The 23,009-nt window shown below is 61.5% G+C and carries 26 protein-coding genes; 18 read left to right on the top strand and 8 right to left on the bottom strand.

Features of this window, described 5'->3' with window-relative positions:
* Positions 1–79 precede the first annotated feature (79 nt).
* On the bottom strand, positions 80–322 hold the full coding sequence (locus ABHM97_RS21330) for a hypothetical protein (RefSeq protein WP_349472154.1): 243 nt from the start codon (positions 320–322) through the stop codon (positions 80–82).
* A 63-nt stretch (positions 323–385) separates the two neighbouring features.
* Positions 386–730 (bottom strand): ArsR/SmtB family transcription factor, encoded by a 345-nt coding sequence (locus ABHM97_RS21325; protein ID WP_349472153.1) that lies wholly within the window; start codon positions 728–730, stop codon positions 386–388.
* 242 nt (positions 731–972) lie between these two features.
* On the opposite strand from ABHM97_RS21325, the gene ABHM97_RS21320 reads away from it, so the two are divergent.
* The 14 genes from ABHM97_RS21320 to ABHM97_RS21255 all read left to right on the top strand — a co-directional run bounded on the left by ABHM97_RS21320 (position 973) and on the right by ABHM97_RS21255 (position 14,775).
* Entirely contained in the window at positions 973–1,410 is a 438-nt protein-coding gene (locus ABHM97_RS21320; protein WP_349472152.1) for a hypothetical protein, read from the top strand.
* Positions 1,407–2,486 (top strand): M23 family metallopeptidase, encoded by a 1,080-nt coding sequence (locus tag ABHM97_RS21315; protein WP_349472151.1) that lies wholly within the window; start codon positions 1,407–1,409, stop codon positions 2,484–2,486. The genes ABHM97_RS21320 and ABHM97_RS21315 overlap by 4 nt, the downstream gene beginning before the upstream one ends.
* Positions 2,486–2,980 carry a hypothetical protein gene (locus tag ABHM97_RS21310; RefSeq protein WP_349472150.1) on the top strand — a complete coding sequence of 165 codons (495 nt, stop codon included), beginning with the start codon at positions 2,486–2,488 and terminating at the stop codon, positions 2,978–2,980. The genes ABHM97_RS21315 and ABHM97_RS21310 overlap by 1 nt, the downstream gene beginning before the upstream one ends.
* A 36-nt stretch (positions 2,981–3,016) precedes the next feature.
* A complete protein-coding gene (locus ABHM97_RS21305; protein ID WP_349472149.1) occupies positions 3,017–4,357 on the top strand; it encodes a MinD/ParA family ATP-binding protein in 1,341 nt (446 codons plus the stop codon).
* A 2-nt stretch (positions 4,358–4,359) separates the two neighbouring features.
* Positions 4,360–4,878: a hypothetical protein gene (locus ABHM97_RS21300; protein WP_349472148.1), complete on the top strand. Its 519-nt coding sequence runs from the start codon at positions 4,360–4,362 to the stop codon at positions 4,876–4,878.
* Positions 4,875–5,156, top strand: a complete 282-nt coding sequence (locus tag ABHM97_RS21295) for a hypothetical protein (RefSeq protein WP_349472147.1) — start codon at positions 4,875–4,877, stop codon at positions 5,154–5,156. The genes ABHM97_RS21300 and ABHM97_RS21295 overlap by 4 nt, the downstream gene beginning before the upstream one ends.
* Positions 5,157–5,164: 8 nt before the next feature.
* Entirely contained in the window at positions 5,165–5,866 is a 702-nt protein-coding gene (locus ABHM97_RS21290) for a DUF8175 domain-containg protein (RefSeq protein ID WP_349472146.1), read from the top strand.
* Positions 5,859–7,208 (top strand): hypothetical protein, encoded by a 1,350-nt coding sequence (locus tag ABHM97_RS21285; protein WP_349472145.1) that lies wholly within the window; start codon positions 5,859–5,861, stop codon positions 7,206–7,208. The genes ABHM97_RS21290 and ABHM97_RS21285 overlap by 8 nt, the downstream gene beginning before the upstream one ends.
* On the top strand, positions 7,205–8,710 hold the full coding sequence (locus tag ABHM97_RS21280; protein ID WP_349472144.1) for an SCO6880 family protein: 1,506 nt from the start codon (positions 7,205–7,207) through the stop codon (positions 8,708–8,710). Before ABHM97_RS21285 ends, ABHM97_RS21280 begins: the two co-directional genes overlap by 4 nt.
* A complete protein-coding gene (locus ABHM97_RS21275) occupies positions 8,710–10,206 on the top strand; it encodes a putative type IV secretion/conjugal transfer ATPase (RefSeq protein WP_349472143.1) in 1,497 nt (498 codons plus the stop codon). Before ABHM97_RS21280 ends, ABHM97_RS21275 begins: the two co-directional genes overlap by 1 nt.
* The gene (locus tag ABHM97_RS21270; protein ID WP_349472142.1) at positions 10,206–12,035 is read left to right on the top strand and encodes a type IV secretory system conjugative DNA transfer family protein; all 1,830 of its coding nucleotides are present in this window, start codon (positions 10,206–10,208) and stop codon (positions 12,033–12,035) included. Before ABHM97_RS21275 ends, ABHM97_RS21270 begins: the two co-directional genes overlap by 1 nt.
* Complete coding sequence (locus ABHM97_RS21265; RefSeq protein WP_349472141.1) at positions 12,032–13,105, top strand: DUF4913 domain-containing protein; 1,074 nt, start codon at positions 12,032–12,034, stop codon at positions 13,103–13,105. The genes ABHM97_RS21270 and ABHM97_RS21265 overlap by 4 nt, the downstream gene beginning before the upstream one ends.
* Entirely contained in the window at positions 13,102–14,268 is a 1,167-nt protein-coding gene (locus ABHM97_RS21260; protein ID WP_349472140.1) for a hypothetical protein, read from the top strand. Before ABHM97_RS21265 ends, ABHM97_RS21260 begins: the two co-directional genes overlap by 4 nt.
* Positions 14,269–14,355: 87 nt before the next feature.
* Positions 14,356–14,775: a hypothetical protein gene (locus ABHM97_RS21255; protein ID WP_349472139.1), complete on the top strand. Its 420-nt coding sequence runs from the start codon at positions 14,356–14,358 to the stop codon at positions 14,773–14,775.
* Positions 14,776–14,872: 97 nt separating this feature from the next.
* Here ABHM97_RS21255 and ABHM97_RS21250 read toward each other — a convergent pair whose 3' ends face one another.
* The 3 genes from ABHM97_RS21250 to mobC are packed head-to-tail and all read right to left on the bottom strand — an operon-like array spanning position 14,873 to position 18,314.
* Positions 14,873–16,138 (bottom strand): hypothetical protein, encoded by a 1,266-nt coding sequence (locus tag ABHM97_RS21250; RefSeq protein WP_349472138.1) that lies wholly within the window; start codon positions 16,136–16,138, stop codon positions 14,873–14,875.
* A 2-nt stretch (positions 16,139–16,140) separates the two neighbouring features.
* A complete protein-coding gene (locus tag ABHM97_RS21245) occupies positions 16,141–17,973 on the bottom strand; it encodes a relaxase/mobilization nuclease domain-containing protein (protein WP_349472137.1) in 1,833 nt (610 codons plus the stop codon).
* Between the two features lie 26 nt (positions 17,974–17,999).
* On the bottom strand, positions 18,000–18,314 hold the full coding sequence (gene mobC / locus ABHM97_RS21240; protein WP_349472136.1) for a plasmid mobilization relaxosome protein MobC: 315 nt from the start codon (positions 18,312–18,314) through the stop codon (positions 18,000–18,002).
* 290 nt (positions 18,315–18,604) lie between these two features.
* On the opposite strand from mobC, the gene ABHM97_RS21235 reads away from it, so the two are divergent.
* Together ABHM97_RS21235 and ABHM97_RS21230 are read left to right on the top strand one after the other, a co-directional pair.
* The gene (locus ABHM97_RS21235; protein WP_349472135.1) at positions 18,605–18,943 is read left to right on the top strand and encodes a hypothetical protein; all 339 of its coding nucleotides are present in this window, start codon (positions 18,605–18,607) and stop codon (positions 18,941–18,943) included.
* Positions 18,944–19,399: 456 nt separating this feature from the next.
* On the top strand, positions 19,400–19,768 hold the full coding sequence (locus ABHM97_RS21230; protein WP_349472134.1) for a hypothetical protein: 369 nt from the start codon (positions 19,400–19,402) through the stop codon (positions 19,766–19,768).
* 268 nt (positions 19,769–20,036) lie between these two features.
* Here the strand turns inward: ABHM97_RS21230 and ABHM97_RS21225 are convergent, their stop codons facing one another.
* Together ABHM97_RS21225 and ABHM97_RS21220 are read right to left on the bottom strand one after the other, a co-directional pair.
* A complete protein-coding gene (locus ABHM97_RS21225) occupies positions 20,037–20,411 on the bottom strand; it encodes a type II toxin-antitoxin system HicB family antitoxin (RefSeq protein ID WP_349472133.1) in 375 nt (124 codons plus the stop codon).
* Positions 20,412–20,413: 2 nt separating this feature from the next.
* On the bottom strand, positions 20,414–20,605 hold the full coding sequence (locus ABHM97_RS21220) for a type II toxin-antitoxin system HicA family toxin (RefSeq protein WP_349472132.1): 192 nt from the start codon (positions 20,603–20,605) through the stop codon (positions 20,414–20,416).
* 677 nt (positions 20,606–21,282) lie between these two features.
* Between ABHM97_RS21220 and ABHM97_RS21215 the strand changes: the two genes are divergently transcribed.
* The gene (locus tag ABHM97_RS21215; protein WP_349472131.1) at positions 21,283–21,462 is read left to right on the top strand and encodes a hypothetical protein; all 180 of its coding nucleotides are present in this window, start codon (positions 21,283–21,285) and stop codon (positions 21,460–21,462) included.
* Between the two features lie 381 nt (positions 21,463–21,843).
* A complete protein-coding gene (locus ABHM97_RS21210) occupies positions 21,844–22,431 on the top strand; it encodes a recombinase family protein (RefSeq protein ID WP_349472130.1) in 588 nt (195 codons plus the stop codon).
* On the opposite strand, the gene ABHM97_RS21205 is transcribed toward ABHM97_RS21210, so the two are convergent.
* On the bottom strand, positions 22,428–23,009 hold a 582-nt coding region (locus tag ABHM97_RS21205), incomplete at its 5' end, for a M50 family metallopeptidase (RefSeq protein ID WP_349472129.1). The two genes, ABHM97_RS21210 and ABHM97_RS21205, sit on opposite strands and share 4 nt — an antisense overlap.

Below are 23,009 nucleotides of genomic sequence, written 5' to 3'. Positions count from 1 at the left end.
TAGTTCAGATCGTCGTCCGCCAAGATTTCTGATCTGAACTGAATACTTCTGAAGGCCCGCCTAGTGCGGGCCTTCCTCGTTAGCTAGCCTTTGCGATAGGCAGTGCCTCCGGTAGCTCTGAACGGTCGAACCAGGACGGTAGGCCGTCGGGCGCAGTCTCGTCGCGAAGATGGGCTATCAGCCGCTCCATGGCTTCGCCGGTTGATACGCCCATGCGGTCAGCCACAGAGAAGAAGAAGTCTTTGTCTTCCTGGGGGACGAGGGTGTTCAGCTGGACGTTGTCCATTGCCGTTCCGCGATGCCGCCGCCGTCTCGTAGCCATGCCACGAAAATAGCCTTAAGAATAAGGATTAAGTGGGAGATAAGCTCCGCGTGTCGTTGAATCTTAATTTCCGGCCGTGTACAGCCGGTACTCTTCCTGGGCTTTGGCTACCGCTTGCGGGTCCAGCCGATAGATCACCCATTGCCCCTTGCGTTTGCCCATGTCACCCTCTGTAACCACGCCGCCCGACTCTTCAAGCTGCCGCAAATGCCCATAGACAGTGCGGTATTCGGCGCCGATAGCACGCGCGATATCACCGGACGTTCCGCCGTCAGGGTGTTGGGCTAAGTAGCGGATTATCTCTGTGCGCAGCGGGTTGATTCCAAGCATGGCTAAAGCCGCTTCGGTCCTGGCCGGGGCTGGCGTCGAGGGGCGAACATACTTGGGCACCAGTTCATTCTGTCGCATCGCTTCATATGACCCATACTAAGAAATTAAATCATGTAGGTGTGGAACTATGAATTTAAAATTGATAGGTTTGGGTTGCTGGGGGATTTCCCCTTAGTGAAGTAGCTCACCGTCGGGCTTTGTGACAAGCGCTTTCGCGGGAATCCGGGGACAATGGCGCGGTCTATCGAATTTATACAGTCGTCATCTTGTCGGTGCCGGCTGCTAGGTATGGAAACGATGTTCCAGGGGGAGGACAGAGTATGACTACGTTGTTGCCGTTCGGCACGCACTGGGCCATGGACGGTCGCCTTCGGGACCGGGCGACACGGAGGCGTAAGGCTTTCCGATCATGGGTGGCCGGTCTGGATATTCCGGCCGAACAGGCACGGGTGTTGTCCGAGGTTCTGGAAATAGCCGATGAACGGGAGTTCGTTGAGGGTCGGGCCGCGTGCGTGACGTATGAGGCCGAGCTGGCCCGCCGCACAGGTTTGGGCGAGTCGCTTGGCTCTGTAATCGATGGTTTGGTGGCTGATGGTCTACTGACTTCCCACCGTGCCGCTGATGTGTTCGAAGATGGCCGTCCGGGTGTGGTGTTGCGTGTGCGCCGTCCTGATGTGGTGTTGACGGTGGAGGCTGCCGGGCCGTTGTGGAGGGCCGATTCCTGGACGCGGAAGCACTGGCGCGGAGTAAGCCCGTGAAGCAAAGTTCATCGGCCGCTGTGCTGGCTGTAGCGGCGTTTCTTTTTGCCCCTGTCCTGGTTGTGATGTTGTTCCTGGGCACCGGTGGTGCCAAGGCAGCCGCGTCCTGCGGGGTGGGCGGTACCAGCGTTGCCGTGGGGAGTATCCCTGCCAAGGTGGGGGCTTTCTCGGGTAAGCAGTTGGAGAACGCGGCAGCAATCATGAAGGCAGCGAAAGACCTCGGGTTGCCTGCGGCCGCGCAAATCTTGGGTGTGCAGGCAGCCATTGGTGAGTCCACCCTGAAGGTCATTGACTACGGTGATGCAGCTGGCCCTGACTCCCGTGGTTTGTTCCAGCAGCGCGATAACGGGGCTTGGGGTTCCTATGCGGACCGCATGGACCCCCACACCAGCGCGACAAACTTCTTCAAGGCACTGACGAAGGTTTCCGGGTGGGAGCAGCTGGAACCGAGTACCGCTATTCACCGGGTGCAGCGCAACACCGTGGAGGACCACTACGCGCAGTTCCGTGCCCCTGCAGCTGAGATTGTGAAGGCTCTGGGCGGGGAAGCTGGCGCGGGCATTGACGCCTCCGGTGCCTGCCCCAGCACCGGGGGCGCGGTCGTAGGGCAGTTGTCCGGCAAGTGGGTCCACCCTATGGCCGGTGCGACCATGAGCAGCGGCTACGGGCCTCGTCCGGCCCCTCCGGGCACTGCGGGGGGTGTGCTGGCCAACTTCCACTACGGGATCGACTTCGTACACCCAGGCGGGCCGGGAACGATCGTGGCCGTGACGGATATGAAGATCGTCAAGGTCAGGAACCTTGACGGCCTGTTTGGTACCGGCGTCACGGGCCAGACCACTGACGGCAAGCTGACCATCGGTTACTACCACATGGAAGCCGGGTCGGTGAAGGTCAAGGAAGGCGACGTCGTCGCTGCCGGGACACCGCTGGGCACCGAAGGGGCCACGGGTAACGTGACCGGCCGCCACCTGCACATGGAGTTCTTCCCCGGCGCGCTGCCCAACCCCATGATTCCGATCAACCAGAGCACAGACCCGGCCCCGATCCTCAAAGCACAAGGAGTGAACTTCTAGTGAGCATCAACAGATTCGGACTTGTCCTGGCTGTCGCGGCCGCCGCCCTGGCTGGCTGCGCCACCCCGGCCTCGGACACCGCACCAACACCTTCGATCACGACGAGCATCCCGGTGGACGGTCACGAGGACCATTCGGAGGATCACGGCGTTCCTGTCGTGACCTGGGACGCGGCCACGGACCAGAAGGTCAAAGCCTTGGCGGCTGACTTGATGGGTAAGTTCGCCCGCCCGGACCTGACGGACCGGGCATGGTTCAACGCTCTTCAGCCGCATATGAGCGCTGACTACCAAGAATCCGCGCAGTACATCGATCCCGGCCGCATCCCGGTCCGGAAAATCCTGTCCGGACCGGTCCTGGTCCGGGAGAAGGGAAACCCCATGTCCGTTATGGCCGAGTTCGCCACCAACGACGGGCCATGGGTCCTGTCCCTCCATCGAAGCGGGCAGGAGGAACCGTGGCTCATTACCCGTGTCGCCCCCAAAGATTCCTAAGCAGCGTCACCACTCCGAAAAGAAAGAGGTAGGCCCATGGCCATCGAAAAATCGCTGATCCAGCCGGAACCGGTGATCAGCGCCATCATCAACGGTGACAACACCGGCGTCCTGAAAATCAACGGGGAAGAACACCCCTACGAAGCCCCGGACGTGAACGATCTGCGGCAGGCGCTCATGAAGCGCGTCATCGGAGAAGCGGCCACGCTCGGCCGCCCGGTTCGGGTTACGTCCATGGACGATAGCGGGGTGTCGTATTTGGTTGTCTCGCCAGTCGGGGAAGTTGAGGAAGAACAGCCTGAGGCAGTCCCCGAAGATGCCAGCCGGATCATTGAGCGCATCCCCTCGGCCCCGGCCGCGACAACCACCGTCACGCCGTCGACAGCCACGACGACGGTCACCAAGGGCCCCGCTGCGGCAGCTGGCACAGCGGCACCGGTAGAAGCACCGGCCACTCGCCGTTCCATCAGGGAAGCCAGCAGCTTCCTCGCCGCTCCCAGCACGGTCGAACCGGCCGCCCAAGGTATCCGTGGATGGCTGAACAGCCTGGGTATGTCGTTGGCACCGTCGGAGGACGAGCTGAGCGAACGTGAAGATATCCGGTTGGCGTCAAAGCACTTTGCCGGTACCCGGACGATTGCTGTTGCCAACCAAAAAGGCGGGTCGAATAAGACCCCCACGGTTGCCGATCTTGCGGCCGTGTTTGGCCGTAACGGTGGCAGTGTCGTGGCGTGGGACAACAACCCCACCACGGGCACGTTGGGGTGGCGGACCCAGCAGGGAGACCACTCCCGAAGTGCTCTGGACGTGATCGCGGCCGCCGACGCGCTGCTTTCGCCCACGGCCCAGTCCGCCGATATCAACGCGTTCGTGCACCACCAGAGCACGGACAAATACGACGTGCTGCGCTCTGATGCGGACGTGGCCGGTACACACGAAGTCACCGCTGAAGAGGTCGATATCTTGCACCGGGTGGTGTCCAAGTACTACCGGATGATCGTTATGGACTCGGGCAACAACCACCGAAGCGCTGAGTGGATCAGGATGATCGATCACGCCGATCAGCTGGTGGTGCCCACGACGAACGTAGAGGACCGGGTAGAGGCTGCGCTGTTGACTTTGCAGGGCTTGGACTTGAAAGGCGAACGCTCAGCTGCGCTTGCAGCTAACGCGGTCGTGATCGTCTCTGAGATGCAAAAAGGTGAGACCCGGTTGTCTCAGCAGACGGCAGAGAAGTTCCGCCCCTACGTCCGGGACGTGGTGGTGGTGCCGTTCGATGAAGCGCTGAAGTCGGGCCAGATTCGTTACGGTGCGCTTGCCCCGGCGACACGGAGGGCGTGGCTGCGGGCGGCAGCTGCGGTGGCTCGTGGGCTATGACCGTGACCGAGAAAACCGAGAACGTGAGCCCGTGGGTCACAGCCGCGCAAAGCATCGCCCCGGAAGTCCAAGCCGCTGCGCCTGAACCTGAGCCTTCACCGTCGGCCGAAGAACAGCCGGTCGCTTTCGTGGCCGCCCACGGCGGGGCCGGTGCCACGGCATGGGCCTCAATCCTCGATGGCGCTGACCACGGCCAGCAGCTCCCCGCTCTTGGCGAACCGGCCGTGCTTGTCGCCCGTGCAAGTCTTCATGGCATCGACGCGGCCAAGGCTGCCATTGCTGCCCATGGACGGGCCGCGTTCAGCGCGGTCCTGATCGTCCCGGCCGCACCGGGACGCATACCGCGACTGATCCAGAACGAACTCAAAGTTCTGGGCGGCGCGGTTCCCCTGGTACCCGTCCCTTGGGTGCCGGGCCTGCTGATAAAACGCTCCGCCCTGTCGGATTTCACTGACGTACCTGCGAAGGACCTGGAAAAGGTCCGCACCGCACTTTCAACGATTAAAGGAGAAATGAAATGACCGTTATGACCAAGCTCGCCAACGTTGCAACTACCGTCGTGGCCGAGGCCAAGCCGCTGCCCAAAGAGGTCCAGGACGGCTTGGACACCGTTCTGATGTGGACGAAAATCATCGGTGGTTCCCTCGCCGTGCTGGGCCTGATGGTCCTGTTCATCGGCTTGTTCTTCGCTCACCAGCGCGGTCGCGGTGAAGAGTTCATGGGCAAGGCCGGCTGGTGGCTGACCGGTGCTATCGGACTGGGCGTGGCCGGTGTTCTCGGCGCGTTGTTCGTCGGTTAGGAGAACCCATGACAACGACACAGAAAGCCCAGAAGCTGCGGGGAAAGGTCGCCCTATGGGCCTCCATCCTCGTGGTGTTCGTCGTCGCGATCCTGCTGGTGATGATCCTGGTCAAACCATCCGGCCCGCCTGAACCGTCCACCCCAGTGGCTGTGGAGAGTCCCAAGGACGAAGGCGGCTGTAACGTCCCGGCAGGGGACACCTCAGCCAAGCCTGCCATGCCAAAGGACCTCCGCTGGAAGGCAGAGAAGGGCTGGACCTGGCCAGTCTCGGACACCTACGGACCTACCAAAACCAAGGACGGATATGGTGTGTGCTTCGCCCGCTCACCCCTCGGAGCAGCACTGACGGCTGTATCGCTCAATGCAAGTTCCAACACTGTGGGACTAAAAGAGGCTATCGAACTCTATGTGATGGAGTCGCCTGGAAAAGCCGTTTATCGGTCAACCCTTAGCGAGTCTTCGAAAGCTTCTACGCCAGTGACCTACTCAGGCTTCATTGTCGATTCGTTCACGCCAGATGAAGCACAGCTGACTCTGGTCATTGCCACAGATAAGACCGATACCGGGTACGCGGGGATACCGCAGACATTCAGGTGGGTTGATGGTGACTGGAAGCTGAAAGTTCTTGATGATGGCAAATTGTTTGCCGGGCAATCAGTAACCCCACGGGCAGGCCAGTTCGTGACATGGGGTGGTACCAATGGCTGATTGCAGTAATCCAGGCGAGTGGGCCGGATGCATTGTTGGCGGTGCGGTCGATAAGGCCGTTGATTCCGGGGCAAATGGCCTGGGTGAAACGATGATGGGCGCCTGGGACTCGCTCATGAAGGGCTTCCTGACGTCCTGGTTGGACTCCGGGATTCTGGTCAATCTCGATGGCGCGTCCATGGAGTGGCTGACCGGGCAGTTGCAGGTGATCAGTATCTTCCTTGCCACGGTCGGCATCATGGTTGCCTGTGTGTGGACGATGGTCCACACGCGTGGGGATCAGGCCGTGAAGGTCTCCAAGGCCTTGTTGATGACGTTCCTGGTGACCACGTTGGGCACCGCGTTGATGCAGGTTGCCATCCCGGCTGGTGATGCTTTCGCGAAGTGGATTCTGGACGAGGCCGGTGTCACGGTCTCCGGGTACGGAGCCCTTGGCCCAGCGGCAGCGTCGGTGGGGTCCATTGGTGCTGGCCTTGCGATTATCGCCGGGATTTTCGGCGCGGCCGCGACGTTGTTGCAGTGGCTCATCATGATTATCCGCGCCGTGGCCCTGCCGATGCTGATCGCCTTTTGGCCGGTTGCCGCTGCGGGCGCGATGATCCGTGGTTCTGAAGGCGGTTTTGCAACGATCACGAAGTGGTTGATTGCCTTCCTGATCTATAAGCCGGTCGCGGCGATCATTTACGCGTTCGCGTGGAAATTGAAGTCAGGCGGTGACGGTATTGGAGGCGTCATCAACGGCATGTTGTTGCTGGTGCTGGCTGTTGCTGCGCTTCCGGCAATCATGAAGCTCCTGGGCCCTGCAACCTCCGCGATGGGTTCAGCTGCTGGCGGGACCATGGCCATGGCGGCCGGTGCCGCCGTCGTATCCGCTGGCGTGGCCGGTGGAGCGGCTATCGCTACTGGCGGCGGCTCTGCTGCTGCCGGGGCCGGTGCTGCGGGCAAGGCCGGCACGGCTGGTTCTGGCATGTCCATGGCTCAGGGCGCATCCGTTTCTTCCGGTTCTTCCGGGGGCGGTTCGGTCCTTGGCGGTGGAGGCTCGGCCGGTCCAGCTGGTGGCGCTGGGCCCTCCGGTGCCTCAGGTGGTAGTGGCCCTTCGGGCTCATCCGGTAGCAGCGGATCTTCCGGGGCCAGCGGTGGCACCGGTTCGGATGGGTCCTCAGCTGGTGGCGCGGGTCCTTCGACCGGGCAGCCATCTTCTGGCGGCGCGGTGGCTGGTGGTTCGCCGTCCACGGGGGCTTCCGGGTCGAAAGCAGGAATTCACGCAGCTACCCAGTCTCTGGGTGGCTCTGTAGCCCGAGGGGCGCAAGACACTGACGGAAAGGGTGTGTTGGGATCATGAGCAATAACGTTCCGCAGGAAAAGTTTGGGAATTGGCTTGAGCCAGCGTCCCCTGGCCTGTTCGGCCTGGCTCTACCGGCTGTAATTGTCAGCGCTGCCGGACTCATCCTTGGCCTGTTGCTGTTGATGAGGACCTTCTATCTGGCCGCTGTGCTCATGCTCCTGATCACAGCCATGATCGTGTTCTTGGGAATGGTGAAGTTCGGTGGCACCACGATCTTCGGCAAGTTCACCGACCGCCTGTCCCTGGCATCCCGGAAAGCTTCAGGATCGGCGTTCTACGTCACCGGGGCTTTGTCCACGCTTCCTCCCGAGGACGCCGAGCGTCTGCCCGGTGCGCTGCTGGATGTGGACACGATCTCGGGTACTGATGGTCTTGGCCGGGAATACTCGTTGCTGCACCACAAGTCCGTAGGACAGCTGGCGGCCGTGTTTGGGTGCTCCCCGGACGGGGCATCGATGCAGGAACAATCCGTGGTGAATGCACAGGTATCCAAATTCGGCATCTGGCTTTCCTCGCTCAGTGTCGAGGATGGCTTGACCGGGGCCACGATTGTGGTTGATTCCGCGTCTGAGTCCTCAGCCGGGACCTGCGCGGCGATCCGTGAAGATGTCGCTCCGGGGGCACCTGCCTTCGCGAAAGAGGTCCTGGACCACGCGGTAGGCACCCTCCCGGCACGGTCAGCAGTGCTGAACGTCTACGCCACGATGGTTTGGGATGCAGAGACGCTGGCGGAGAAGGATATTTCTTCTGCCGTCGCTGAAGTCGCTGCCCGTCTCCCGGCGCAGAGCGAAATGCTCAGCGACGCCGGGGCCGGTTCACCGGAACCTTTGGTCGAGGCGGAGCTTGCCCACGTCGCGCAGCTGGCGTACCAGCCGATGCGGGATCAGGAAATGGCCCTGGACGCATTGAACGGCCGTCAGGCAGTGAAGGACTGGCAGCATGCCGGACCGGGCTTCTTCGATGACTCACAGGGCCGTGTCGTTTTCCACGACGGTGTTGCGTCGATGACGTTGATGATGACCGTGCCCCCTGGTGCGCACATCACCTCGAGGAGCTTTGACCGGATTTTCGGGCCGAACTCCAAGTTCCTCCGCAAGCGGGTGGCCCTGTTTTACCGTCCGGTGGACCCCGGCACGGGGGCCAAGGTTGTCGACAAACTGGTCAAAACCGCCGACTGGAAGATCACCACCCGGAAAGGCCGGCCCACGTCCTGGGACAAGGCGGCAAAGGCAGTGGCGGAAAAGACTGAGGAAGAACTGGCTCAGGGTGCCAGGCTCTCGCTTTTCTCCATGATGGTCACGGTGACTTTCTCCCCGGATGAGAAGTCCTACAGGGATGCGCTGAACCAAGTGAAGTCCTTGATGAACCAGCTGATCATGCCCTACCGGTTCGTCGAGCATGCCGGTTCGGCTGCGTTCCACACCACGCTTCCGTTCGGTGTGCTGCCGTGGCGGTACTCCGGTTCTCCCCTCTGGCTTGGAAAAGGAGCGACACAGTAATGTTCAACACCAAACACACTCTTGAAGTGAAGCACTACCTGACTTCCAAGGGCTTCACCGGGTTCGGTGGTGGCCGTTGGGGCAAACGTCCCAAGCCTCCGCAGTGGTATTCATCTTCAAACCAGCTGTGCGGGATTTACCCGTTCTCGGCTGGCACGTCCCGGCCGAATGTCGGTACTCCTTTGGGCCGAGACATGAATGTGGGCACCACCGTGGCCGGGGACATGAAGTCCTGGTACGACATGCGCCTGATCACCTCGGCTTCCATGATGCTCTTTGGTTTGAACGGCAACGGCAAGTCTTCTGTCGCGCAGCGGTTCATTTACTCGATGGCCGCGCGCGGTGTTGTGCCGATGGTCTTTGACCCGCTTAAGGGCGAGTACTGCGAGATGATCGAGATGATGGGCGGCACCGTGTTCAGCCTCGGTCCCAAAGGTAAGCACAGAATCAACCTCCTGGACCTCGGAGCACTGGGGGAGGCCGCCAAAAAGATCGGCGGCGTCCTGGGTGCGGAGATGCTTGAGGAAGCCATCGGCAAGGCTGTGGACATGGTTGCCCTGGTGGTGCAGATCAGCCGCGGTCATCCGTTGGACGACAACGAAGACATGGCATTGGAACTTTTGGTCCGTTCGGTCATCACACGGGTCCGCAAGCCTTCCCTGCATGACATGAAAGGGGCGTTCCTGAACCCACCCCCGGAGGTCCTTTCGGCGGTCGCGTGTGACACTGCTGAGCAGTTTCTCGCTGAGTACCGGAAACTGCATCTGTCCGTCCTTGCCGTCCTGAACGGTGAAATGGGCTCGCTCATTGGGTCCAACGAGTCGATCAGCGTACCCGTAGGGAACCCTGGTGGGTTCTGCTTCGATACTTCTTCCATTCCGGAATCGCGGACCAAACTCCTGTCGGCGGCGATGCTGGCGACGTGGAACATCGGGTTCTCGGCCATCGACGCCCACTGGGAACTGTCGCAGTATGACCCGGAAGTGCCTTGGGGCGGTTACTTGTCCGTGCAGGACGAGTTCTGGTACCCGATCCGTGCCTGTGAGGGCATCATCGACCGCGCGGACCGGGTAGGGCGGACCAACCGTGGCCTGGGCGTGAGTGAACTGAAGATCACGCACAGCCCCAAGGACTTCCTGTCTTTGCCCAACGAGAAGGACCGTGCCACGGCCAAGGGCTTCGCGCAGCGGTGCGGCATCCTGGGCCTGATGGCTCTGTCTCTGGATGACCTGCAAGAACTTAGCTCGGTGCAGCCGTTGAACGCCAAGGAAACCGAGATGGTGAACAGTTTCAACACGCCTCCGGACTGGAAGCCGAAGCTGAACGCCGATGGCACCCCTGCTGCGCCTCCTGGTGCGGGAAAGATCCTGCTGAAGGTGCCCGGCCGCGTGGGGATTCCCGTGCAAATGACCAAAACTGCCATCGAGAAGGAGCACCACGTTACTGACGAGCGAAGCAACGTGGTCCCGTTGAAGAAGGAAGAGGTGGCCGCCTGATGGGTGCACCAACACGGGCACGTTACCTGCGCCAAAAGAACCGGGCAACGATCATCGGCGCTGCCGTGCTGATCGGTGTGCTTCTGTCCGTGGTGGCCGGTTTGAGCGTAGGCGGGTTCTACGCCACCGGCACCTGGGCGGGGCCGCACATCGTCGTCCAGGAGCTTGTGAAAGGCCCGCGTGAGTTCTCCGGCCTGTACATCGCCGGAATGGGCACCCTTGCCGTCGCTGTCGCCGCTGTGATTGTCACCGGGTGGCTGCTGGTGCGGAAAATCTCTCCCAAGTCTTCCTGGGTAGACGCGGCTGCCCGGCACATGGCCACATTCCGGGAGGTCAAATCCCTGTCGGCCAAAGCCGCGATTGCTGATAACCGGAAGATGAAGTGCCAGGCTGACGGCTGGCCCGGGTTCGAGCTGGGCAAGATCATCCCCACCTCCCATCCTTTGTACGCGAACGCTGAACTGGTCGGCCTGATTTTCGCCGGCCCTCGTGCCGGTAAGTCTGCCTCCTACGCGGTGCCGTACATCCTGGAAGCTCCTGGCGCGGTCATCGTCACCGAGAACAAGCGGTTCCTCACGGACGCAACCCGCGATGTCAGGGCCAAGAACGGCGGCAACATCTGGGTCTTCGACCCGCAAGGGATCGTTGGAGAGACCCCCAGCTGGTGGTGGAACCCCCTGTCGATGGTCCACGATGCTGCCAGCGCGTGGACCTTGGCTGACACCTTCGCCAAGGCCGAAATGGAATCCGTGGGTGAGAAGGGCTTCCAGTTCTTCGAACTTCGAGCCACGCAGCTGCTTCGAGGCTTCTTCCTCGCGGCCGCCGTGAAAGGCCTGCCCTTGTCCACGGTCCAGGAATGGATTTCGGACCGGGACGTGCGCGAACCTGAAGCGATCGCCATCCTGAACGAAACCCGCCATGTCGAGGTTCTGAACCAGCTGGCCAGCATCTTCTCCCCGGACTCCCTGCCTGAACGCTCCGGTGTATTTTCCACCGCGCAGATCATGACCGAGTGCTTGACCAACCATGAAATCGCCCGGTGGGTCAACCCTGTTGAGGGTGATGAAGTCGCATCCCCCGAAGTTCCGGGGTCGGTCTACCGGGGACGCCGCCACTTCAACCCGGCAGAGTTCGTCCGCAGCAAGGACACGCTCTACTCGCTCTCCAAGGACTCAGCCGGTGGCGGCCGCGCTCTGGTCACAGCCATGGCCGTGGCCGTGCTGGAAGCTGCACAGCAGTTCGCTACCGACTGCCCTGGCGGACGGTTGCCCATTCCGCTTTCGGCCATCCTGGACGAAGCGGCCAACGTGTGCCGCTGGTCCAAGCTGCCCAAGGAATACTCCCACTTTGGCTCCCGTGGAATCCTTGTCGTCACGATTCTGCAGTCCTACTCCCAAGGCGAATCCGTCTGGGGCGAAAAGGGCATGGAGGCGCTGTACCAAGCCGCCAACTGGGTCCTGTACCTCGGCGGGAACAAGCCGGGTCCGTTCCTGTCCAAGACCTCAGAAGCGGTTGGGGATTACTACTACACAACACCCGGTTCACCGGGATCCAAGGACTCCCCTCGCGGTCCGGCTCAGGAACACCGTGACCGTATATTCGATGTGGCCGAGCTTGCCGCGTTGCCCAAGGGCCGGGGCATCCTGATCACGGGCCAGAACCGGGCCGCTTTGATCAAGTCCACGCCGTGGATGTGGACCAAGCACAAGGAAGCGGTCGAAGCTTCCCTCCGTGCCCATGATCCTCAGGCTGAGAGGACGATCCAGGACGCGGTAGCCGAAGCTGAGGCTGTGCGCCGCAACCCTGACACCACACCGGTGGCAGCGTGAGCAACACCGCTGAACAGAACGGCCAGTTCCCGGAAGATCACCTTCCGGGAACTGGTCTGCTCTTCGACGACACCGGCACCGACACCGAACAGGACGAGGCAGACCTTCCCACTGCTCCCGATGAGACCGGGGACGATGAGACACCAGCTGAGCATTCCGCTCTCAGTGCCGACGGAGCGGCGCTGGCCGGACTGGACGGCGAGGCCGTAGAGAACCTGCTGACAAAGGTTGCTCTGCGCCGGTACACCAAACGCCTTGAAGAGAAGGTAGACGCCCGGCTTGATCAGCTGGATTGGTCTGCCGTTGCCGAAGGCATTGAAACCCGTGTGACCGGTCATGTGGCCGAAGCTGCCGGGATCGATACCTCCACCGGGGAAATCACCGACCCTCCGGAATCCACGACGCCAGGGACCGGCGCTGAAGATCACGGCTTTGAGCTGTCGGCGGCCGAAGCCGCTTCCTTGGTCACCGAACGGGCCGGGAAACTCTCCGCTGTCTCATTCAAGGCAATGGTTGCCCGTGGTGACGCCCCAAAACCATCATCATGGGCCGGGCGAACACCGCGGTGGTCCCTGGACGATCTGGAGCCCTGGATTCAGGGGCTCCCCTCCCCCGATGCCGACGAGCCAGAACCGGAACCGGGCGAAGAAACCCCGGAACCGGAACCGGCCTTCCGTACCGTATATGACTTCTATGAAGGCGTTTACGGGCCGCTGTACGAGCATTTCGATTCAAACCCCGGCGTCCTTCAGCAGCGCGGGACCGCGCCTATCCGGTGGTGCCGGCAGTGGTGGAACCACGAATCGGTGATGATGCGGCTGACCGCACTGTGGCAGGCCTACGAAGTGGCCTACGCCGAAGGTGGCGGCGCGGTGAGTACCTGGATGCTCGACCACGCCGACCGCCACTTTGACCGGATCATGGCCGAAGGCGGCCCCTTGTCTGAATGCCGCTCGGACCACGGCCACAAGATGACCCGCTATCCCGTTGACCCGCTGCCCGAGGGCCTGAACCTCGACGCAACAACGGTCCAGCCAGCACCGTCTGGCAACGAAAGGAGCACCGTATGAACAGGGAAGAACGCCGCCGCCAGGAGAAAGCCAACCGGCAAGGCCAACGCACCCAAAAGACCATACCCGCCCACCGGATCGGGGCGGAGAATCAGGACTTCATTGCCGGGACCATCTTCGCTGCCGGGGCCGCTGGAATCCGCCCGGACGGCCCCGGCGATCTGCCCCCGTTGTTCGTTGTCCTGCTCGATAACGAGGCTCCATCACCGTCCCCCGAGTTGCAGAAGCTGTTCTGGTTGCTCGATTCCGAAGGAACCGTGGACCTTCACGCCCAGATCAAGGGAACCGCCCGCTGGGGAGCCATCCCCGCCAATGACGGGCAGATGCTGGCCAAGGTCGAACTGAACCTCACCGCCCCGGTGAATACTCGGCCGTCGATCCTGCTGCTGGCAGACAACTACAAGGAAATCTGGGATATCCCGGCCACCGATGGCTACCTGCTGGGCCTGACCACCAAGGCCCGGTTCGCATCCCTGGGGCCATCCAGCTCCTACGCGGATGCCATGTCCGTCTGCGTCCTGATTCGCCCGCCCGCCAGCAACGCGGCCACGATGCTCCAAGAGCACTACACCGGAGTACCGGCCCCGGCCCCAGCTCCGTTGACGATCCTCGCGGGTGGCGACGATATGCGGTACCAACTTGGGGTTGCATCCGATCCCAAAACAGGGAACCCCTTGTACGGGTTCATGCTCATGCGCCCTACCGCCGTGACGCAGGTTCACTTTGAGCCGGATTCGATCCCGACACTCATTGCGTCCTCCTACGCGGAACTCGGGTTGAAGTGGTTCCAGGACGGGGCACCTATGCCTGTTGCCCAAGGCTGGTCCTGGAAAGAGGACGGCCGTGAAATTATCATCACGGACTCTGAAGGCATCCTGGTCGCATCCTTCGAACCGGAATCCACGGGTGAAGAAAGCCGCTGGATCAACCACGTTCGTGCCACCGGTTTCCTCATTCTCTATGTGGGTGACGAACTCGTAACAGGCGATGGAATGTCCGGCAAAGACCAAATCGTGGCCGCGTGTGAACGGGGAAACGTCGTCAGCGGCGCGGTCTTCCACGAGGATGCCCAAATTCCGGGCGACGATCAGGGAACACCCCCCGCCCCTACCGAAGAGGAAGAAAGCCCCGCCCGCCCGTGGTGGAAACGCTTCTTCCGTTAAGCGGAGCCATCCCAATTCACCAGCACCATCCATGGCGCTGAACCCTCACCAAATGCCCTTACGAAAAACCAACCGATAAGAGAATCAATGAAAATTTATCCCACCGTTGCGGACTTCAATGCTGCCGAAGGTGCCACGGCCAAAGCCCAGATGATCTTCAACGGAGCACCCGAGTCAGACTGGGGCTACCGGTTGAGGGGAGCCGGTGCACCTGGTGGGCGTCATGGCTGGCTGGTCACGTTCCTCAACGCGGACCCGCACATCGACCCGTTCTCAGTCGGCGGTCCTCGTTCGACAGGCTGGTTGCTGGCCTACGAAATAGTCAACAACAGCAAGACCGGCCGCGTGGGCCTGATTCGACGCGACTGGAATGGCCCGGTAGACGCCGCCGAGCGCACAAAAGCGCAAAGCCAGCCAAGCTGGAACACTGACAATCGCAACGACGACGGCGGCGAGTACGACGTTGATCAGCTGGACCGCGAACTTCCCGGCGAAATGATCGTCTAACCTCCCAAGAACGGCCACAAACAGAGCCCCAGTAGTAGTCAAAGAAAGCCCTGCACACCAAACGGTGTGCAGGGCCTCTCTGTGTGTCTTGTGTCCCTTAGCGGCCGCGTGTGCGGTTCTTGCTTTGCGCCTGAGTCTTGGTGGCGGACGGGGCGCGCGTCTTACCGGCTTTCGCGCCCTTACCGGCTGCTGCATGGGTGATGGGGTACTTCTGTATCTTCTCTCCCTGCATACGCGCCCTGACGGCCTGTTCCGGGACACCAGCGCTCACCAGCTGCTCTTCCAGGGCTGCCCGGTGTTCAGCGGTGCCGTAGGCGGCCGCTGAACGGTCGGAGGCAGTATTGCCGGCCCTTTCGTGGCTGGCTGCGTCGTGGGCCGCTGTCTGGGCCTTCACGTCGGACTGGATCGCGTCCGGGTCCTGGCGAAGGAACTCTTCCCGGTACCACTCTTCTTCCAAAGCAGTCGGCCCGGTGCGTTCCGCCCGTGCGGCTTCTTCCTTGGCTTGGTCCGCCCTGGCGTATTCGGCCACGGCCACAGCTTTGAACCCCTCGGCTTCCTTACGAAGGCTGCCGTCGGAACCCTGCGTGTAGAACCTGCCCATGTCCTGCTCAGGGGTGACCTTGCCCTGCCGTACCAGGAACTCCTGACGGCGCTGTTCCGCCTCCCGCTCCTGTGCCTCGGCACGGGACGGTTCCCGTTCGCCGAAGCGTTTCTCTGCCGCCAGATACTCAGGATCGAACGGCCGGACCTCCGGCGACCCGGCCGCCAGCCAGTCCCTCACCAGCTGTTCCTTCGCTTGGGGGTCGTTCACTTGGGCTTTGCCCACAAGATGGTCCTGGTAGTCCGGGCTTTGGGTGGTGATCGCCCAACGTTCCGCTGCTGCCTTGACGGCATCCGGGGCCTGCGCCGTGGAGCGCTCTGCCGGTGCCAAGGCCATCCACGTTTCCAAGGTAGCGTCGCGGTCATGAGCGGAATCAATGCGCTGTTGGTCCCGCAAAACATCGGAGATATCGAATCCGAAACGCTGCTGCAGCTGGGTACGGATATTCTCTTCAGCCGCTGCGGCGGCCGGGTCGTGGTCCTTCCACGCGGTGGCCACACGGTAGGCATCAACAATGTCAGCCTGCCCGGCAGATTCCCACCACTGGTTCTCAGCCGTCGGGGCCAGAGTTGTCACGGCAGCAAGTCGTTCGGAATCGAACGCCAGCCTGGCCATCGACCCACGACGGCTGTTGTCCGTCCGTGCTTGCTCGGAGTGCTGCTTCCACGTCCGGGCAGCTGCCGAACCGATCTGCGCCGCCATGGCCAACGCATGCTGAAAACTCTGTTCCACAAAATCATCAACGCCGCCAGATTCACTCAACGTCATCCCCTGCCTTTCTGTTGATCCTTGCTCTGCTGTGTCTTCTGTTCCGGTCCATGTGTCGCCGTCCTGGTCGTACTGGACAGTGGTGTCTTTCCTTGCGCGGGCCGTGGCCCGCTGCTGATGAGCTTCTCTGCCTGAAGTCGCGCCCGGATGGTCTGCTCAGGTAGCCCGGCTGCCCGCAATTGTTCTTCGAGAACTTCCAGCCGTGGCCGTGGTTTCTGCACGGGCGCAACCTGCTGTTCGGTGCCCTCGCCCTGGGCTGTTCCGACAGGCCGTTCAAGGACGGCCACCGACGAAGCAGCTGCACCCTTCATCGGTGCATTCCCGCCAATGTGCGGACGGATCGGGTTCCCATCCACGGACAGGTACGCGCGCTGCACTTCCGTCAGCTTCTCCCTCACCTCACGGGACAGCCGGTCCGTGGCATGTCCATAGTCGTGGGCCTTGAACGCCTTCCCCAGCTGCGTCCCGAAATCACTCCACGCCGCTAACACCGCCGACGCACCGGCCCGCCTGGACAATCCAATTGCTTGGTGGGTTGCAACCCCGGCAACAATCTCTCGCGTGGGAACGACGGCGCGTTTTGGTTCCTCGGCCAGCTGCGCGTGGCGGGCGAAAAGATCTGCCGCTTCGGCAAGGTTCTTCGCTGCCGCGTCACCTTCTGCCCCTGCTGCAACACTCCATGCCGAGAGCACCCCTGCACCCTGCCGGGCAATCTGCGCGAAACGTGCCGGGTCGGTTCCCTGAACGTCACGGAACAGTGCGGCAACGTCCTTCATCTCGCGGAAGAACCCATTGATTACTTCAGCTGAAACAAACTCAGCACCAGCTGGCACTGGCGTGGCGAATGCACGGTTCCGCTGCGCTGCTTTCCACTCGGGAACCGCTGCCGACGGATCAGTACCGGGCCATTGCTGACGCAAGGCAGGCAACGACAAATCCTTGGCCAACGTTCCGCCGCCATACCAGATCGGACGCTCCCCCGACTGAGGACGGAACGCAACGGAATAGCCAGCCACAACGGATGTACTTCCCTTGGCGAAGTATGGCCGAACCAGTAACCCGGAACCCCGGAGCCGTTGCACATACTCGGCTTCGGTACGTGCGCCAGCTCCTGCACCGCGTAGTCGTCGTGCAAGTTCCAGACGCGGCTGTTCAATGGTCTGCTGATTGCTGATCAGATGATCACGGGCGGCCTTGTCCAGCATTGCCCAGGGAACCATGGAATGGTCTGCTTTTGCCAGTCGGGTGTAGGAAGCTTCCGCGCGTCGTCGCGCCAAAGACTCAAGCTCGCCCGGCTTGGTTCCCTTGGTCTTGAGCCCTTGTCCAAGGACACGCAAACCCATGTCCTTCTCGATGACGCGTGCGGCCCTCTGGGATTTGGCCTTGCTCTTGTAATCGCTCCACCACGTACCGTCTTCACGGATCATGGAGATAGCAAGGTGAACGTGGTCATTGCCGTTCTTACTCAGACCGTGACGGATCGAAACCCACCGGCAAGCGGCCTTACCGTCGGAGCCGTCCAACCCCATCTCAGCGACGTACTTGCGCGAGACAGTTTCCCAAAACTCATCGTCCCGGCTCCCGCTCTCCCCCAGCTGGTCCGGGTCCAAAGACAGGGACACGTGCAGCACATGGGAACGGTCCGCACCATCGGGACGGAATGCTCTCTTGGCGAAGTCCATCTCCCGGCCAAGCTCGCGGCTGTTCTCACCATCAAGCTCCTGACCATCGAGCACCGAAACGATGTGCTCGGAAGCGCAGACTACGTGCATGTTGGTGTGCTCGTTAGCGCGTCCAGGACCTGCAAGGTACTGGATCAATCCGAACATGCGACTGCCCGTGCTGACGTTGGGAATCATCTCCGACCGAGTTCCAACAACGTGTCATTGATACGTGCCGCAGTCCGCTGAACCGCCTTGATGGCGGACTGGGCCTCGGCTGGAAACTCGCCCGTGGCATTCGCATGCTTGGCGAGCTGGTTGATGTTGTTACCCAGCGCCCGCATCATGTTTCGGATGGCGGTCAACTCGTCGCGTATCTCAGCGCCGACGACGAACGTTTCCGCTCTGCCCTCGGCCATGGCTGCATCAAACAGCAAAGCCGGAACAGTCTTCTTCGCCTGAGCTGCTTTCACTACCAGGGCGGCAGCCTCTTCATCGGAAGCGGTCACTTGCCACGAATTAGGGCGTCCGCCTTTGACGTTCGCACGGCGACGACGTTCCGCCACGGCCACCACCCCCAAACTCTGATCTAAATGCCCAGCGCAGCGACCCCCGCAAAGTGGGGGACGCAAACACCAGTCTGCCATCAACCGAGCGCGAAAGCGAGGTTCGAGCGCACTTATCGTAGATAAGTGCCCAGCTTGCTCCGCACCGGTAGCCGTCCAGGTTTTCGCGCCATCTGCGCAAGCTGGGGCTAAAACAACCTGACAGGTCCCGCGCTCGGCAGTAGGCTCGTGGCATGAACATTGACGACATTGCCGCCAAAGCGGCCGCAAAAATCGACGCCGCCAGGGACGCCAAAGTGAACGCCGTGAAGAAGGCCGCCGCCAGCAGTGTTGAACTGGCTGAGGCCGCACAGCAGCTCGCTGCAGCTGAACAGAAGTATGCACAGGACTATCAGGGTGCGCTCCGCGCAGACTGGACCGAATCGGACCTTCGCGGTTTCGGTCTGGACTCACCCGCCAAGAAGGCGGGTGGCCGTCCACGGAAGAAGGCGGAACGCCGCACACCTAACCGGGACGATGTAAAAACCAGTGGAGTCGGAGACATCGAAATCCCCGGCGCGAACGGACAGTAACCCCTCGCCCACTTGTGCACGGCAAAAGCTATCTCCTTCGGGCTTTTCCCGCACACAAGTGGACGACGGGACCCAGCCGACCGCCTGCACACAACCACCACGGCACCTAGGAGTCACAGGTAGCCCTGGGCAAGCGGTGGTCGTGCACAGCCTCCACCGAACAGGGACAGGAAAGACCGAGACAGTTCCCCATGGTCCAAGACATTGGGCGGCCGACTCCCCTACCCTCCGGGCCGGGCTTTTTTTCAGCCAGGACGACACACATCTACCGTGCGCGGCCGGGCTTACGCGGGCACAAGAACCATCACGACGTGGCCGGGTTCCAAGGCGCTCAGGGGGCTACCAGCGAGCTACTGGCGGGGATTACCACAGCTGGGAACGGCGACGATCACCACCACCAAACACACCAACAAGGACGACAGCACGTTGACCATATTTCAGGGGGAAAGAATTAACATGAGCGAGTCCCAAACAGTTCGTATCGAGGCACCACGTACCGCCGAGCGATGGACGCTCTTCTTCAGCATGGTCACAGCAGGCGCAGCGCTATTCATCGCAGCAGCAATGATGGTCGTGCCCACCATCTTCAGCCAAACGTTCAACGCCGCCACCGAATACGAACCAATCGGCACCTCACTTAACGCCCAAGTCTGCGGCAACTGGGCCAGCTTCGTCCTGGACCAAAACAAGAACGGCCTTTCCGCCGAACAAATCGAAGCAGTATGGAAAGTCAGCACCGCCAAGAACGGGTCAGCACAGACAACCCCCATTACCGAACTCTGTGGCACTATCCCGCAACTCCTCCAAGCTGCCGGACGCAAGTAATCCCGCCGTAGACGCAGAGAAGGCCCGCACCGAAAAAAGGTGCGAGCCTTCGCCATGTCCAAGGAACCACGAGAGCCGGCCACGGACACCGACGCCAAGGTTGTGCATGATCGCCGGCCATCAGTGGTGAGGTGCCGCCCGAGGGTGGGCTGGCGATTGTGTGCAACCGGTCAGCTGGGTCCCGTCGTCCACCTGTGTGCGGGAAAAGACCGAAGGAAATAGCTTTTGCCGTGCACCTGTAGGCGAGGGGCTTGAGACAACTCCCCCGCTACTTGACCAGCTGGTGCGCGCGCTGATGCGAAACGCCCAGGACCGTTCCCACGTCCCGCACCGTGAGCCCACTCGCGGCCAGGCCACGTGCAGCCAGCCGGGATTCCTCGGCTGCTGAATGCTGCGCTTTGGCGGCTTGTTCAAAGAGCTTCTTCGCAGCGGCCAAATGCTCGCGGACTTCTTCCGAGATCACGGGCACCACCTGAACCTCAAACGACTCTTCAGGCTCGCCGGTGATGAGCGCCGCCGCGTCCTTGACCATGAACTCCACCTGACCAAGAGTTTTCGCCTGGGTCAGAAGCCCTTCAATCTCAGGGACCTCGATGACCCACCAGCCGCTCCCCCGTTCTGCCCGTGCCGTTAGCTTCCGCATACTCACTGCTCTCCAATCTGCTTCATGATCTTCTTCGCCAGAAGATCATCAATCTCACTGTGACGCGGAACCGTGGTGTTGTTCTCCCCAACCCAGACCCTCGTGTGGTTGGCACCTTCTTTCTCCACGAACTCCACACCCCGGTCTTTCGCCGCTTTCTGCAAGCGCTTCATCAAGTCTCTCCGCTTCACCATAAGTCTAGTCTAGTGCAAACTAGACAATCAAGTCAAGCTCGGGATAGACAGGTTTTCGTGCGAAGTCGGGCGGGTGGAGTGGGGCCGTCAACCTTGCGCGAAATAGCGCCGTGAAATTTGGTCCTCGGAACAGGGCCGCTTAGAAGCTGCCGCGCTTCTGTCGACGTTCGCCTTGGGCCATAAGAGTTTTCACTGAACTCCGGAAGCTTGCGCGAGAAAATCCAGCCCACCGGTGCGTAGAAGACGGTTTGGACGAGGCCTGGACAGACAAGGCAATATGGAGTCATCCGCTGATGCAGACCGGCGTCCCTTGGAGAAGACCTCTCTCCACTAACATTCCCGGCTCCAAACTTACGTGTTCGTGCCGGGAGAAGCAGAAGGACACCATGAGTCAGCTCCAGATCGGCAACAGTCTTCCCGTGGAATTGTTGAGCTTCAGCGCCATGGGATGCGACGCAACAACAGGCGCTCCTGGATCGGAGGATGTGTGTGTCCTTGATGCGGGTCACGCCGGTCCGCATCTCGCCGCTGGGTCCGACATGGTGATTCGAGCCGCTTGGACCTAGCCCATGCCGGCAGCGGCCCAGGCGTGGAGCCGCGCGTTCATCACGCTCTTCTCTCGCAACTTCCGACAGCCGGCATGCACCGGGAAACCACGGACGGGGTACGTTTTCACCATGCAGCCACTGGTTTTGATGGGCATCGTGCTCGGAACTGCCGTCCTATGGACGGCAGTCATTTTCGTCATGCTCTCCAGGCTTGAACGGGTCCAAAGGAAGAACCTGGGAATGGCACGCCAGAAGGCTGTTCGTGCCCTTTCCGATAAGAGGGCCCACACCTCAGGTGGGACCAAGTAGCCCTCCGTTCGAAGGCTGAGTACAACCAAGTAGTTCTGCGGAGGAGCGCCTTCGATGATCGAGTACTAATTACTGGTGCCTGCAAGCCCGCCGCAACGTTGACTGTAACTAAGTCGGCGGCGACAGAGCTCCACCCAGAAGGAGCTCTCCCCCAGCCGCCGCCGGCTCACAGATTAGGACCCGTTCACGGCTGTTCGGTGTGGAGAACCTTCTACCGCCTGCGGGTTGTCTCATTTCCTTGGAACCGGAACACCCCCAACGGGACACTCCCCCACCATCCGGAATCCGCGCAACTTCGCGTCATCTGAATGTCCCGCAATTCAATCCACAACTCCCGCCACAAACGACCGTCACGCCGACCACTTTCGGTACGGTGCTGCAATGGACATTGGATATGCGCGGGTCTCCACGCTCAAACAAGACCTAACGCGGCAGCTGGACGCCCTAGCGGCCGCTGGCGTCGCTGCCGAACACATCTACGTGGATAAGAAATCGGGGGCCACACGGGACCGGCCAGGGCTCCATGAGGCGTTACGCCAAGCGCGGGCCGGTGACGTGATCGTGATGCACACTTTGGATAGGTTGGGCCGGACGGTTCGGGACACCTTGAACCTGGTCCACGAGCTGAAGGAACGCGGCGTCGGCATCCGCACGCTGGCCGATCCCCTGGGCATCGACACTTCGAACCCCGACGGGCCGGTGGCTCAGTTGGCCGTGATCATGCTGGCGCTGTTCGCGGAGATGGAACGAACGTACGCCACCGAACGCGCCTCCCATGCCCGGGCGGTAGCAGCTGCCCATGGCCGGCAGACGGGCAGGCCATCCACGGTCAACCCTGACAAGCTCGAACACGCGATCATGCTGAGGGACAAAGGCGTTCCCATCCGGGAAATCGTGGCCAAAACGGGGCTCGCGCGGACCACCTTGTACAGGCATTTGCCACCACGGCCCGGAGCCCCAGCGTCCTAACGATGGTCACTATATGGCTCTCTCCCCCGCCCTCGGCTCACTGCCCATAAGCATTTCCAGAGCTTATTAGCGTCTCCGTTGGGGGTCGGGATCACCAACTGCCCCGCCCCCTCCAAGATGCTGACCCCGGCCACAACGAAGAAAGGTGCTGCACCTGCGCCGAACAACAACGCCATACCGCCCAGGGCAAGCCCGTAGATGAGCGTTCCGATTGGCCCCGCTGCCGAGACGGCGAGCTGTTCGCGATAGGTCTTCTCGTTGTCATCGTCAACGAGCAATACACCAACCCGCAAAGCTACGGAGATTCTGGCAAGCCTCCAACCAAATCGCCGCCCAACGACAACATGCCCACCCTCGTGGACAGCCGTGGCCAGCAGCATGGCCGCCACGAAAGCAGCGCAATAGGGCAGAAACGGCCACGGTGCCAAGACTTCGCCGGGCCTGAGCCTTGAGATGACTTCGTGAAAGAACCAGCCGCACGCGGCCACCAGCACCTGGCCGAGGACGATAAGAGCAAAGGAACCCCGCACAACGACTCTGGTACGGCTGACAGCATCAACATCCGCTGAAGTCATCGC

This window comes from Paenarthrobacter sp. CAP02 (genome assembly GCF_040137855.1).
Lineage (GTDB): Bacteria > Actinomycetota > Actinomycetes > Actinomycetales > Micrococcaceae > Arthrobacter.
This window is presented reverse-complemented; position numbering and strand designations above follow the sequence as displayed.

Coding starts and splice junctions, on each gene's coding strand:
- ABHM97_RS21255 (WP_349472139.1), top strand. CDS start 14,356: ATGAAAATTTATCCCACCGTTGCGGACTTCAATGCTGCCGAAGGTGCC.
- ABHM97_RS21215 (WP_349472131.1), top strand. CDS start 21,283: ATGCAGCCACTGGTTTTGATGGGCATCGTGCTCGGAACTGCCGTCCTA.
- ABHM97_RS21330 (WP_349472154.1), bottom strand. CDS start 322: ATGGCTACGAGACGGCGGCGGCATCGCGGAACGGCAATGGACAACGTC.
- ABHM97_RS21295 (WP_349472147.1), top strand. CDS start 4,875: ATGACCGTTATGACCAAGCTCGCCAACGTTGCAACTACCGTCGTGGCC.
- ABHM97_RS21285 (WP_349472145.1), top strand. CDS start 5,859: ATGGCTGATTGCAGTAATCCAGGCGAGTGGGCCGGATGCATTGTTGGC.
- ABHM97_RS21325 (WP_349472153.1), bottom strand. CDS start 730: ATGCGACAGAATGAACTGGTGCCCAAGTATGTTCGCCCCTCGACGCCA.
- ABHM97_RS21290 (WP_349472146.1), top strand. CDS start 5,165: ATGACAACGACACAGAAAGCCCAGAAGCTGCGGGGAAAGGTCGCCCTA.
- ABHM97_RS21235 (WP_349472135.1), top strand. CDS start 18,605: ATGAACATTGACGACATTGCCGCCAAAGCGGCCGCAAAAATCGACGCC.
- ABHM97_RS21275 (WP_349472143.1), top strand. CDS start 8,710: ATGTTCAACACCAAACACACTCTTGAAGTGAAGCACTACCTGACTTCC.
- ABHM97_RS21230 (WP_349472134.1), top strand. CDS start 19,400: ATGAGCGAGTCCCAAACAGTTCGTATCGAGGCACCACGTACCGCCGAG.
- ABHM97_RS21225 (WP_349472133.1), bottom strand. CDS start 20,411: ATGCGGAAGCTAACGGCACGGGCAGAACGGGGGAGCGGCTGGTGGGTC.
- ABHM97_RS21220 (WP_349472132.1), bottom strand. CDS start 20,605: ATGGTGAAGCGGAGAGACTTGATGAAGCGCTTGCAGAAAGCGGCGAAA.
- ABHM97_RS21210 (WP_349472130.1), top strand. CDS start 21,844: ATGGACATTGGATATGCGCGGGTCTCCACGCTCAAACAAGACCTAACG.
- ABHM97_RS21245 (WP_349472137.1), bottom strand. CDS start 17,973: ATGTTCGGATTGATCCAGTACCTTGCAGGTCCTGGACGCGCTAACGAG.
- ABHM97_RS21280 (WP_349472144.1), top strand. CDS start 7,205: ATGAGCAATAACGTTCCGCAGGAAAAGTTTGGGAATTGGCTTGAGCCA.
- ABHM97_RS21305 (WP_349472149.1), top strand. CDS start 3,017: ATGGCCATCGAAAAATCGCTGATCCAGCCGGAACCGGTGATCAGCGCC.
- ABHM97_RS21260 (WP_349472140.1), top strand. CDS start 13,102: ATGAACAGGGAAGAACGCCGCCGCCAGGAGAAAGCCAACCGGCAAGGC.
- ABHM97_RS21270 (WP_349472142.1), top strand. CDS start 10,206: ATGGGTGCACCAACACGGGCACGTTACCTGCGCCAAAAGAACCGGGCA.
- ABHM97_RS21320 (WP_349472152.1), top strand. CDS start 973: ATGACTACGTTGTTGCCGTTCGGCACGCACTGGGCCATGGACGGTCGC.